Source organism: Pseudomonas sp. CCI1.1, assembly GCF_034348165.1.
Classification (GTDB): domain Bacteria; phylum Pseudomonadota; class Gammaproteobacteria; order Pseudomonadales; family Pseudomonadaceae; genus Aquipseudomonas; species Aquipseudomonas paracarnis.
Map to the genome: position 1 here is coordinate 2,688,160 of NZ_CP133780.1, position 12,195 is coordinate 2,700,354.

Here is a 12,195-nt window from a genome sequence, read left to right on the forward strand (position 1 = left end):
CGGCAGCTATTCCCAGCCCATAGCTGCGAGAAGCGAGCCTATCGTAACGAATTCTTTACGAATATCGGTAATTTTTCCTACACGCATTGGCTAAAGGCTGATGGAATCCTGCGCCTATCCGGTTATCAATAGAGGCATCCCAGGACATAACAAGAACGAATGCCTAGCAGGAGAGCCGTATGAAGCAGACGCAGTACGTGGCCCGCGAGCCCGATGCGCAAGGTTTTATCCACTACCCGCCAGAAGAACACGCGGTGTGGAATACCCTGATCACTCGTCAGTTGAAGGTGATTGAGGGCCGCGCCTGCCAGGAATACCTGGACGGCATCGACAAGCTCGGCCTGCCCCTGGACCGCATCCCCCAACTGGGCGAGATCAACAAGGTGCTGGCCGACACCACCGGCTGGCAAGTCGCCCGCGTGCCGGCGCTGATTCCCTTCCAGACCTTCTTTGAATTGCTGGCCAGCAAGCAGTTTCCGGTGGCGACCTTTATCCGCACCCGTGAAGAACTGGACTACCTGCAAGAGCCGGATATTTTTCACGAGATCTTTGGCCACTGCCCGCTGCTGACCAACCCCTGGTTCGCTGAATTCACCCACACCTACGGCAAGCTCGGCCTGGCGGCCACCAAGGAGCAACGGGTATACCTGGCGCGCCTGTACTGGATGACCATCGAGTTCGGCCTGGTGGACACGCCTCAGGGCCGGCGTATCTACGGTGGCGGCATTTTGTCGTCGCCTAAAGAAAGTGTGTATTGCCTGTCGGACGAGCCCGAGCACCAGGCCTTCGACCCGCTGGAAGCGATGCGCACCCCCTATCGCATCGACATCCTGCAACCGCTGTACTTCGTCTTGCCCGAGCTCAAGCGCCTGTTCGACGTGGCGCAGGAAGACATCATGGGCATGGTCGAGCGCGGCATGCAGTTGGGTCTGCACGCACCGAAATTTCCGCCCAAACCCAAAGCCGCGTGAACCTCACGTTTTAAGGCCAGGTGAGTCTGTTCCCTGGCCCCGCGTTGCTTTAGGGTAACGCCACTGACCTTCAATCATTCGAATTCAGGACACCTTCCATGACCACCTTGAACCAAGCCCACTGCGAAGCCTGCCGCGCCGATGCCCCGCAAGTCAGCGATGAAGAACTGCCGGTGCTGATCAAGCAGATCCCTGACTGGAACATCGAAGTGCGCGATGGGGTGATGCAGCTGGAAAAGGTTTTCCTGTTCAAGAACTTCAAATTCGCCCTGGCTTTCACCAACGCCATGGGTGAAATTTCCGAAGCCGAAGGCCATCACCCTGGCCTGCTCACCGAGTGGGGCAAAGTCACCGTGACCTGGTGGAGCCACTCCATCAAGGGCTTGCACCGCAACGACTTCATCATGGCCGCGCGCACCGACGAAGTGGCCAAGACTGCCGAGGGTCGCAAGTAATGCATTTCGATGCCATCGACCGCGTGCCCGGCGACCCGATCCTCGGGTTGATGGACCTGTATACCCAGGACGCCAACCCGAACAAGTTCGACCTGGGCGTAGGTGTCTATAAGGACGAGCAAGGCCTGACGCCGATTCCCCACTCGGTGAAGCTGGCGGAACAGCGCCTGGTCGACACCCAAGTGACCAAGACCTATATCGGTGGGCATGGCGATGCAGCCTTCGGCAGCCTGATCAGCCAACTGGTGCTCGGCGCCGACTCGGCCTTGCTGCGTGACCGCCGCGCTGGCGCCACGCAAACCCCAGGCGGCACCGGCGCCCTGCGCTTGAGTGCCGACTTTATCGCCCACAGCCTGCCGGGCCGTGGCGTGTGGCTGAGCAACCCGACCTGGCCGATCCACGAAACCATTTTTGCCAAAGCCGGGCTCAAGGTCAGTCATTACCCTTACGTGGGCAGCGACAACCGCCTGGATGTGACGGCAATGCTGGCAACCCTGTCCAGCGTGCCCAAGGGCGACGTGGTATTGCTGCACGCGTGCTGCCATAACCCGACCGGCTTTGATCTGTCCCAGGATGACTGGCGCCAGGTCTTGCAGATCGTGCGTGAACGCCAGTTGCTGCCGCTGATCGACTTCGCCTACCAGGGCTTTGGCGATGGCCTGGAACAGGATGCCTGGGCGGTGCGCCTGTTTGCCGCCGAGCTGCCGGAAGTGCTGATCACCAGCTCCTGCTCGAAGAACTTCGGCCTGTATCGCGACCGCGTGGGTGCATTGATCGTCTGTGCGGCGGATGCCGAAAAGCTCACCGATGTACGCAGCCAACTGGCGAATATCGCTCGCAACCTGTGGTCGACACCGCCGGATCACGGTGCTGCCGTGGTGGCGACCATCCTCGGTGATGCACAGCTGAAAAAGCAGTGGAGCGAGGAAGTCGAGGCCATGCGTTCGCGGATCGCCCATCTGCGCGCAGGATTGGTGGAAGCGCTTGCGCCCCATGGCCTGGCCGAGAAATTCGCACATATCGGCACGCAGCGTGGGATGTTTTCCTATACCGGCTTGAGTGCCGAGCAGGTCAAGCAACTGCGCGAAAAGCACAGTGTGTATATGGTCAGTTCGGGGCGGGCTAACGTGGCCGGTGTTGATGCAACGCGCTTGACGTTGCTGGCTCAAGCCATCGCCGACGTTTCCAACTGAAGCAACAGGATTACGTGTGGGAGCTGGCTTGCCTGCGATGGGGGTGGTTCAGTTGCAGATTAATTGCCTGGCCCACCGCCATCGCGGGCAAGCCCGCTCCCACAGGGGATTGATGCCGGACGCTGAATCCGTGTGCGATACCTAGCCAGCGCCCACTTTTATAAGCACGCAGGGCTTCAGCCAGCGACCATTTCGGCCTTTAGCAGTGCCTCTTTGGCCTGCGCATCCGCCAACCGATACAACTCGATATGCCCATCCCAGTGCTCGATCAAGGCCGTGCACGACTCCACCCAATCCCCGCAGTTGAGGTAATCCACCTCGCCCACCTTGCGAATCTCGGCATGGTGAATATGCCCGCACACCACCCCGTGCAATTCACGCTTGGTCACCTCGTGGGCAATCGCCGCTTCGAAATCGCTGATAAAACTCACTGCCGTCTTGACCTTGTGTTTCAGGTACGCCGACAGCGACCAATAACCGTAGCCATACCGCGCACGCCAGTGGTTCAGCCAGCGGTTCAGCGTCAGGGTGAATTCGTAGGCCGAGTCGCCGAGGAAGGCGAGCCAGCGGTGATAGCGCGTGATCACATCAAACTGGTCGCCATGAATCACCAGCAAGTGGCGGCCATCGGCGGTGACGTGTACAGCCTCATCGACCAATTGGATATTGCCCAGGATCAGCTTGGAATAGCGACGCAGGAACTCGTCATGGTTGCCGGTGACATAGATCACCTCGGTGCCACGTTTGGCCATGGTCAGCAAGCGGCGGATCACGTTGGTGTGAGCCTGGGGCCAATACATGCCACCGCGCAGTTTCCAACCGTCGATGATGTCACCGACCAGGTAGACCTTGTCGGCATGGTAGCCCTTGAGAAAGTGCGACAGGTGTTCGGCCTGGCAATCCCGAGTGCCCAGGTGCACGTCGGAAATCCACAGGGTTCGCACCCGTTGCTTGCGGCTGGGCTTGGTGAACTCGGCACGGGTCATGGGCATCCCTCGACGCTGTTTTGGCGAGCTTGCGCCTTGGCGATTAATAGTCCATGACAAGCGTGCGTCAGTCTGATGACAGCGCCCGTCGCTCGCCAAGCGTTGTAGACTGACAGCTTGCCGCCCTGGAGACCGCGATGAGCCCGACCCTCACGCTACGCCACTACCTCGAAGCGCCCATTGCCCACAGCCATGACCATGCGCAGTTGGTGTTCGGCCTTTCCGGGCACCTGGACCTGGAAGTCGATGGCCGTGGCAGCCAGGTGCGCGAAAGCAGCGTGATGGTGCTGCCCTTCTCCACCCACCACGCCTGCATCAGCCGCGATGGCAGCCGCTGCCTGGTGCTGGATGTGCCGACCGAGCACTGGGTGGTGCAATCCTTGGGCGAACATGCCGATGCCAGCCGCCGCTTGCTCGACCAACCCGCACGCCTAGCGCTGGATGCCCGGCAACACCAGTTGGTGCAGTGGCTGGCACAAAGCCCGGTGCACGACCCGCTGATCGTCCAGCAAGGCGCCGTGTTGTTACTGGCCAGCCTCAACCACCCTCAGGGTCAACCGCTGCCTGGCCGGCGTCTGCCTTATGCCGCGTTCAATAGCCATATCGAGCGCCATGCGGCGCGTCCGCTCCAGGTGGCCGACCTGGCGCGGATTGCCGATTTGTCCGTGCCGCGCCTGCATGCACGGTTTATGGCTGAGTGCGGGCAAACGCCGATGGACTATCTACGCAGTCGTCGCTTGCATATGGCGCTCAGGCTTTTACGCGAAACCTCCCTGCCCATCGGCGAGATTGCCGAGCGCGTCGGCTACGCCTCGCAAAGTGCATTTTGCGCGGCCATGCTACGGGCCTTTGGCGCCTCGCCCGGGGCGTTGCGTCGGGCGGGCTAGCAAGAGTCTTGCGCTAAAAATCACCCGGCCCGCGACAGACGCCCATCCTCCAACCCTCTAGACTGCGAGGCTGTCACCCCCTGTTGGATCAAGGATCGCAATGACTCCCCGCTCAGCCCTTGGCGCCCTGCATATCGGCGCACTGATGTTTGGCCTCACCGGCGTATTCGGCAAGCTGGCGGCGGCCTCCCCTGCCATCATCGTATTCGGCCGGGCCGCGTTTGCCGTGCTGGCCCTGGCGGTATTCGCCCGCTTTGCCAGCAACGCTCCCTGGAAAAAACTGGAGATGCGTGACTGGCGTCGCCTGCTGGTCAGCGGCGTCGTGCTGGCCGCCCATTGGGTGACGTTCTTTATCGCTGTCAAAGTCGCGGGTGTGGCCGTGGCGACCCTGGGGTTCACCGCATTTCCGGCCTTTACCGTAATCCTTGAGGGGCTGATTTTCCGCGAGCGCATTCGCGCCAATGAAGTGCTGCTGGTGGTGCTGGTCACCGTTGGCCTGGTGCTTGTGACCCCGGATTTCAATCTCGCCAGCGAGGCCACGGGCGGGCTGCTGTGGGGCATCGCCTCGGGCCTGTTGTTCTCGTTGTTGTCGCTGAACAATCGCGCCAGTTCAGGGCGCATTCCTGCGGTACAGGCCGCGCTGTGCCAGAACGTCGTGGTCGCCGCGCTCCTGCTGCCCGTGGCCGCGCCGGGGTTGGCGGATGTGCGAGGGATAGATTGGCTGTGGATCGGGCTGCTGGGGGTGTTTTGTACCGGCCTGGCCCACAGCCTGTTTGTCGCCAGCCTTGCGGTGATCAAGGCGCGCACCGCGTCGGTGGTGTTTGCGATGGAACCGGTCTACGGCATCACCGTGGCCTGGCTGTTGTTTGCCGAAACCCCGACCCTGCGCATGCTGCTGGGCGGCGCCTTGATCATCGTCGCCATCGTGCTCTCCGGCCTGATGGGCAGCGCCAGCCAGGCCAAGCAACCGGCGCCGGCCTGACTTCAGACGGTACGGTCGTTATGCCCGAGGTCGCGCTGCGGGTCGATCTGGTCGCGCACTCGCTGCTTGAGCACCTTGGCCTCGGGAAAACCGCCATCGGCCTTGCGCTCCCAAATCTGCACGCCATCGCAGGTAATGCGAAAGGCCCCGCCGGTGGCTGGTTCCAGTGCCACGCGCCCCAAGTCATCGGCAAAGGTGCTGAGTAGCTCCTGGGCCAGCCACGCGGCGCGCAGCAACCACTGGCACTGGGTGCAATAGGTGATCACGATCTCGGGTTTGCATGCAGACATCATTAAGCGGCTCCTGGCGTAACAGGCTCAGCGAATCGGGTGGCTATAATAGCGGCCTTTGTCGCCCAGCCACGAGATTGATGATGCGCCGCCTGCTGTCTTGCCTGTTCCTGTGCCTTGTCCCCCTACTTGCCGACGCGGTAGAAGCCCCCCGCCCGAAAATCGGCCTGGTGCTGTCCGGCGGCGCCGCCCGTGGCCTGGCGCATATCGGCGTGCTCAAGGCGCTTGAAGAGCAAGGTATTCATATCGATGCGATTGCCGGCACCAGTATGGGCGCGGTGATTGGCGGGTTGTATGCGTCGGGCTACAAAATTGACGAGCTGGAGAAGTTGGCGCTGGGGATCGACTGGCAGCAGGCCCTGTCCGACGCGCCACCGCGTGAAGATGTACCGTTTCGGCGCAAACAGGACGACCGGGATTTCCTGGTCAAACAAAAACTCAGTTTCCGCGACGATGGCAGCCTCGGCCTGCCGCTGGGCGTGATCCAGGGCCAGAACCTGGCGTTGCTGCTGGAAAGCATGTTCGCCCACAGCAGCAACACGCGTAACTTCGACAAGCTGCCGATCCCATTCCGCGCCGTGGCCACCGACATCACCACCGGCGAAAAAGTAGTCTTCAGCAAAGGCCACCTGCCCCAGGTGATACGCGCCAGCATGTCGATTCCCGCGGTGTTCGCCCCGGTGGAGCTGGATGGCCGCCTGCTGGTGGACGGCGGTATGACCGACAACATCCCGTTGGATGTGGCGCGGGAGATGGGCGTCGATATTGCTATCGTGGTCGACATCGGCACCCCGCTGCGCTCGCGCAAACAACTGGCCACCGTGGTGGACGTGCTCAACCAGTCCATCACCCTGATGACCCGGCGTAACTCCGAGGAACAACTCAAGGCCCTGTACCCCAAGGACGTGTTGATCCAACCACCGCTGGCCGCTTATGGCGTCACCGATTTCGGCCGCGCCAAGGACATGATCGACGCCGGCTACCGCGCCACCCGTGCCCTCGACGTACGCCTGGCACACCTGCGCCCTGCCGACCCCATCGACGCCGACCTGATAGCCGCCCGCACACCGGGCGAACGCACCCCGGTAATCACCGCAATCCAGGTGGAGAACGACTCCAAGGTCAGTGATGACGTTATCCGCTATTACATTCGCCAGGGGCTGGGAGAGCCGTTGAACCTGGGCCGCCTGCAATCAGACATGGGCACCCTGTACGGCCTCGATTACTTCGAGCAGGTGCAATACCGCGTGGTAAAAAAAGGCCAGGACAACACCCTGGTGATCAGCGCACGCGGCAAGCGCAGCGGCACCGACTACCTGCGCCTGGGCTTGAACCTCTCGGACGACATGCGCGGCGACAGCGCCTTCAACCTCGGCGCCAGTTACCGCGTGAACGGCATCAACCGCCTCGGCGCGGAATGGCTCACACGGGTGCAGATCGGTGATCGGCAGGAGCTCTACAGCGAGTTCTACCAACCCATGGACACCGGCTCACGTTACTTTGTGGCCCCCTACATCAGGGCCGAGGCGCAGAACGTCGAGCTGATCCTGGATAACGACCCCATCTCCGAATACCGCCTGGAACGCTATGGCTTCGGTTTGAACGTGGGCCGGCAGATCGGCAACAGCGGCGAGATCCGCTTTGGCGTGGGCGAAGCCTGGGGCAAGGCGGACGTGCGCATTGGCGACCGCGATCTGCCAAGCGTGAGCTTCAGCGAAGGCTTCTATGAACTCAAATATTCCTTCGACTCCCTGGACAACGTGTACTTCCCCCACAGCGGCGAAGACATCGGCCTGGCCTTTCGCGAGTTCGAACCTGGCCTGGGCTCGGACCAGCGCTACCGCCAGTGGGAATTCAAGCTGGACAAGGCCATGAGCCACGGCCCGGACACCCTGATACTGGGCGGCCGCTATGGGCGCACCCTGGACGATTCGGATGTGGTGATTTCCAGCTTCCTGCTAGGAGGCGCACGGCAATTATCAGGCTTCCGCCAGGATGCGATTTCGGGGCAGAACATCAGCCTGATGCGCGCGGTGTACTACCGCAGGCTCACCCCGCGCTCTTACCTGCCACTGGACTTCCCGTTGTACCTAGGTGCATCCCTGGAACGGGGTCGGGCGTGGAACAACGATAACGAGTTCGACAGCGGCTATATCAACGCTGCAAGTATTTTTCTGGGGTTTGATACACCCTTGGGGCCGCTGAATTTCAGCTATGGGTTCAATGATGATAATCAGAAGGCGGTGTACTTGAACCTGGGCCAGACGTTCTAAGAAGCCGAACACTAAACCCAATGTGGGAGCTGGCTTGCCTGCGATAGCGGTGCGTCAGCCAGCTAATCCCTTGACTGAATGTCCGTCATCGCAGGCAAGCCAGCTCCCACATTATTTAGATCAGGACTTTTCCAGGTTCGCCAGGATGTGCTCATGCACCCGCATGCACACCCGCAGGTCTTCCTCATTCACGCCCACGAACAACTCATGGCGCAACGCCGTGGCGATGGTTTCGATCTGGTCGATCAGCGGTTGGGCGGTATCGCACAGCAGAATACGTTTGGCGCGGCGGTCTTCCACCACGGCTTGGCGTTGCACCAGGCCCTGGCCTTCCAGGCTATCGAGCAGACGGGCCAGGGTGGGCCCTTCTACGCCGACACTCTGGGCCAATTCACGCTGGGTGGGTGCTTCGACAAAACGGGCCAGGTGCAGCAGCACCAGCCAGCGCGCCTGGGACAAGCCCAGCCCCGCCAGCCGGCGATCCAGTTCGGCGCGCCAACCTCGGGACATTTGCGCCAACTGCATGCCAAAACGGTGTTGATCGGTTAACGGCATAAAAAACTCATGTTTAAGACTGAAAATAAAGTATGGCTAATTATTAGTCAGCTAAGCATGAGCCCTGTCAGTAGGCAAGGCCCGCTATGTACTGATTCGTTACATTGTCGTAATTGGCACACTAAATTTCGAATTCCGACTGCAAAGCAGCACGCACGCAGTACAAAACGCCTTCCGGAACACGCCCGGTAAATAACGGCGCAATCTCCGTGACAGCTGGCAATTCGCCTTCTCCATCGAGAAAAGCGTCCTGGATTTCACCGAGCAAATCTTCAGGCAAATCAAGGGCCTGCTCCAGGGACAATTGCTGCTTGCCGATGGCTTCGGCGAGCAAGGTGTATACGTTTTTTTCCGAGCATTGCAGCTGGCCGGCGATCTGGATCGGGGTCATGCCGGCGCGGGCCAGGCTGATCAGTTCGTGGCGAATATCGGCGATTTCCTTCGGCGCTTCGGCCTGGCCGCCGAGCACTTCCAGGAAGGCCTGGCCGTAGCGTTCCAGTTTACGTGCGCCCACACCGCTGACCCGGGCCATCTCGGCCATGGTGGTGGGCTGCTCGCGGAGCATCTCCAGCAAGGTGGAGTCGGGAAAGATAACGTAGGGTGGCACGCTGTGCTCCTGCGCCAGTTTGCGCCGCAGGGTGCGCAAGGCTTCCCACTGTTCGCGTTCTTCACCCCGCACCAGTTGGCTGGCCTGGCTAGTACTGCTGCTTTTGGCGGTGGTCTGCGGCTTGAGGTCACGGCGCAGTTCCAGGCTCACTTCGCCCTTGAGCAAGGGCCGGCAACTGTCATTCAGGCGCAGCCCGCCGTAGCCTTCGATATCGATGTCGACCAGCCCACGGGCAACCATCTGGCGAAACAGCGAACGCCACTCACCTTCGGCGCGAGCTTTGCCGACACCGTACACCGAGAGTTTCTCGTGGCCGAAGCTGCGGATTTTTTCATTGTCCTTGCCCAGCAGTACGTCCACCAGATGGCCCACACCATAACGCTGGCCGGTGCGATAGATCGTCGACAACGCCTGGCGCGCCGGCTCGGTGGCGTCCCAGGTTTGTACGCCGTCGATGCAGTTATCGCAGTGGCCGCAGGGTTCAGGCATGTCTTCGTCGAAATACGCCAGCAGGGTCTGGCGGCGGCAGCGGGTCTCTTCGCACAACGAGAGCATGGCATCGAGCTTGTGCTGTTCCAGGCGTTTGTGGCGCTCGTCGCCCTCGGAGTTCTGCAGCATCTGCTTGAGCATCACCACGTCTTGCAGTCCGTAGACCATCCAGGCATCCGCCGGCAGGCCATCGCGGCCGGCACGCCCGGTTTCCTGGTAATAGGCCTCAAGGGACTTGGGCAGGTCCATGTGCGCCACGAAACGCACGTTGGATTTGTCGATGCCCATGCCAAAGGCGATGGTTGCCACCATGATCAGGCCTTCCTCGTTCAGGAAGCGTTTCTGGTGCGCTGATCGCGTTTCATTGGGCAGGCCGGCATGGTAAGGCAGTGCCGGGTAGCCTTGTTCACAGAGGAACGCCGCGACCTCATCGACTTTCTTGCGCGATAGGCAGTACACGATGCCCGCGTCACTGCGCCGCTCGGACAGGAACGCCAGCAACTGCTTGCGTGGCTGCTCCTTGGGCACGATGCGGTAGAAAATATTGGGCCGGTCAAAACTCGACAGGAAGCGCTCGGCGTTCTGCAAATGCAGGCGCTCGACGATCTCTTCGCGGGTCCGCTTGTCGGCGGTGGCGGTCAGCGCGATACGCGGCACATCGGGAAACAGTTCGGCCAATTGGCCAAGCTGCAGGTATTCGCGACGGAAATCGTGACCCCATTGCGACACACAGTGGGCTTCGTCAATGGCGAACAGGGCGATTTCCAGGCTCTGCAAAAAAGCCAGCATGCGTGGCTGCACCAGGCGCTCCGGCGCCAGGTAGAGCATTTTCACCTCGCCACGCTTGATGCGTGCGGCCAGGTCGCGCTGCTGCTCGGCGCTGAGGGTGGAGTTCAACGACGCGGCGGCGACACCGAGTTCTTCAAGGGTGGCGACCTGATCATCCATCAACGCAATCAGCGGCGACACCACCACGGCCAGGCCATTGCGCAACAGCGCCGGCACCTGGAAGCACAGCGACTTGCCGCCACCGGTAGGCATCAGTACCAGGGCATCGCCGCCACTGGCCACGCGCTCAATGATCGCACCCTGGCGGCCACGAAAACTGTCGTAGCCGAAGATGTCCTTGAGGACGCGTTGAGCCTGCTCGAGCATGTAAAACTCCAAAATGGTGCCGAAATCCCTCTATACAGGCTGGCCGAAAAAATCCCCGTTCACGAAAAATAATCCGTAAGCGAAGTTTTCCCGGATTGGCGCTGGGCCTGTAGGGGCATCACAAAACGCGGCAGTATACCCGAGCGTTATCCACCAAAGGGCGCGACTGACGAATAGACGCACCAGGCTAAAACCGGGCAAATATGCCGTGCGGCTGGCCTGGGCGCTCAAGAAAGCCTAGAATTCAGCATCGTTTATTCCCAAGGTAGCCCTTCAATGTCCTTCGCTGAGCAACTAACCCGCCTGCAAGCCTTCCTCGACGCCGATGAGCTGCATGACGAGGCGCTGGACTACGTGGCCGCCCACGGCTACCTGACCGCCCTGTCGATCTGCTCCGACCCCGTTCCGGACCGTGAATGGATCGACGCGCTGTTCGCTGAAGAGCCTCACTACAGCGACGACGCCCAGCGCGCAGAAATCGAATCCACCCTGGTCGCCCTCAAGGCCCACATCGCCCGCCAACTGGCCTCCGACGAAGAGTTCGAGCTGCCGTGCGAGCTGGACCTGGGCGACGACCCTGATGACTCCGACCTGCGCGGCTGGTGCATCGGCTTCATGGAAGGCGTGTTCCTGCGCGAAGCCGCCTGGTTCGAAACCGCCGAAGAAGAAGTCAGCGAAATGCTGCTGCCGATCATGGTCGGCTCAGGCCTGTTCGAAGAGGAAGCAGAGTTCTCCGACATCGCCGCCGACGCCAACCTGATGGACGACATGATCGTGCAGATCCCGGAAGCCCTCACCGCGCTGTACCTGCTGTGCAACGCGCCTGACGAAAAACCGGCGATCCTCAAGCCACGTCACCACTGAGTCGCTTGCCCGTGGCACCCATGGGCAACCGTCCACTGCTCCTGCGCTACGCGCTGCTGGCCATCGGCTGGCTAAGCGTAGCGCTGGGAGTCATCGGCATTTTCCTACCTGTGCTGCCGACCACGCCCTTCCTGTTACTCGCCGCCGCCTGTTTCGCTCGCAGCTCCCCGCGCTTCTACCACTGGCTGGTGGAACACCCGCGCCTGGGGCCCTGGGTGCGCGATTACCTGGACGGCAATGGCATCCCGCTCAAAGGCAAGGTCTACGCCATTGGCTTGATGTGGTTGAGCATCTCGATTTCCTGCTACCTGGTGCCGCTGCCATGGGCACGGGGCTTTATGCTGACCAGTGCGGTGCTGGTGACGATCTACATCCTGCGCCAGAAAACCCTGCCGCCACGCTGAGCACCACCTGCGACATTCGATCCCACACGACCTTGGTCGACACTGACTAACACCAGGCATCATGCGAGACTGTCCAACCGGGCC

The 12,195-nt window shown here is 61.2% G+C and carries 12 protein-coding genes; 8 read left to right on the top strand and 4 right to left on the bottom strand.

Features of this window, described 5'->3' with window-relative positions:
* Window positions 1-179 precede the first annotated feature (179 nt).
* The 3 genes from phhA (at window position 180) to RHM69_RS11960 (ending at window position 2,619) form a co-directional block, all read left to right on the top strand.
* Window positions 180-971, top strand: coding sequence for a phenylalanine 4-monooxygenase (gene phhA, locus RHM69_RS11950; RefSeq protein ID WP_014719366.1), 792 nt, complete (start codon window positions 180-182; stop codon window positions 969-971).
* A 98-nt stretch (window positions 972-1,069) separates the two neighbouring features.
* Window positions 1,070-1,426, top strand: coding sequence for a 4a-hydroxytetrahydrobiopterin dehydratase (locus RHM69_RS11955; protein ID WP_003192995.1), 357 nt, complete (start codon window positions 1,070-1,072; stop codon window positions 1,424-1,426).
* Window positions 1,426-2,619 carry an amino acid aminotransferase gene (locus tag RHM69_RS11960; protein ID WP_019818405.1) on the top strand — a complete coding sequence of 398 codons (1,194 nt, stop codon included), beginning with the start codon at window positions 1,426-1,428 and terminating at the stop codon, window positions 2,617-2,619. The genes RHM69_RS11955 and RHM69_RS11960 overlap by 1 nt, the downstream gene beginning before the upstream one ends.
* A gap of 176 nt (window positions 2,620-2,795) precedes the next feature.
* Here the strand turns inward: RHM69_RS11960 and RHM69_RS11965 are convergent, their stop codons facing one another.
* The gene (locus tag RHM69_RS11965) at window positions 2,796-3,605 is read right to left on the bottom strand and encodes a UDP-2,3-diacylglucosamine diphosphatase (protein WP_200600316.1); all 810 of its coding nucleotides are present in this window, start codon (window positions 3,603-3,605) and stop codon (window positions 2,796-2,798) included.
* 137 nt (window positions 3,606-3,742) lie between these two features.
* On the opposite strand from RHM69_RS11965, the gene RHM69_RS11970 reads away from it, so the two are divergent.
* Both RHM69_RS11970 and RHM69_RS11975 read left to right on the top strand, forming a co-directional pair.
* Complete coding sequence (locus RHM69_RS11970) at window positions 3,743-4,492, top strand: AraC family transcriptional regulator (protein WP_014719369.1); 750 nt, start codon at window positions 3,743-3,745, stop codon at window positions 4,490-4,492.
* Window positions 4,493-4,592: 100 nt separating this feature from the next.
* A complete protein-coding gene (locus RHM69_RS11975; RefSeq protein WP_019818408.1) occupies window positions 4,593-5,474 on the top strand; it encodes a DMT family transporter in 882 nt (293 codons plus the stop codon).
* A 2-nt stretch (window positions 5,475-5,476) separates the two neighbouring features.
* Here the strand turns inward: RHM69_RS11975 and RHM69_RS11980 are convergent, their stop codons facing one another.
* Window positions 5,477-5,764, bottom strand: a complete 288-nt coding sequence (locus RHM69_RS11980) for a SelT/SelW/SelH family protein (RefSeq protein WP_014719371.1) — start codon at window positions 5,762-5,764, stop codon at window positions 5,477-5,479.
* Between the two features lie 83 nt (window positions 5,765-5,847).
* Between RHM69_RS11980 and RHM69_RS11985 the strand changes: the two genes are divergently transcribed.
* Window positions 5,848-8,037, top strand: coding sequence for a patatin-like phospholipase family protein (locus RHM69_RS11985; protein WP_014719372.1), 2,190 nt, complete (start codon window positions 5,848-5,850; stop codon window positions 8,035-8,037).
* A gap of 120 nt (window positions 8,038-8,157) precedes the next feature.
* Here RHM69_RS11985 and RHM69_RS11990 read toward each other — a convergent pair whose 3' ends face one another.
* Both RHM69_RS11990 and recQ read right to left on the bottom strand, forming a co-directional pair.
* Complete coding sequence (locus tag RHM69_RS11990; RefSeq protein ID WP_003193007.1) at window positions 8,158-8,592, bottom strand: MarR family transcriptional regulator; 435 nt, start codon at window positions 8,590-8,592, stop codon at window positions 8,158-8,160.
* A 121-nt stretch (window positions 8,593-8,713) separates the two neighbouring features.
* The gene (recQ, locus tag RHM69_RS11995) at window positions 8,714-10,843 is read right to left on the bottom strand and encodes a DNA helicase RecQ (RefSeq protein ID WP_014719373.1); all 2,130 of its coding nucleotides are present in this window, start codon (window positions 10,841-10,843) and stop codon (window positions 8,714-8,716) included.
* 276 nt (window positions 10,844-11,119) lie between these two features.
* Between recQ and RHM69_RS12000 the strand changes: the two genes are divergently transcribed.
* A complete protein-coding gene (locus tag RHM69_RS12000) occupies window positions 11,120-11,707 on the top strand; it encodes a YecA family protein (RefSeq protein WP_003193011.1) in 588 nt (195 codons plus the stop codon).
* 20 nt (window positions 11,708-11,727) lie between these two features.
* Window positions 11,728-12,111: a YbaN family protein gene (locus RHM69_RS12005; RefSeq protein ID WP_019818414.1), complete on the top strand. Its 384-nt coding sequence runs from the start codon at window positions 11,728-11,730 to the stop codon at window positions 12,109-12,111.
* Window positions 12,112-12,195 lie beyond the last annotated feature (84 nt).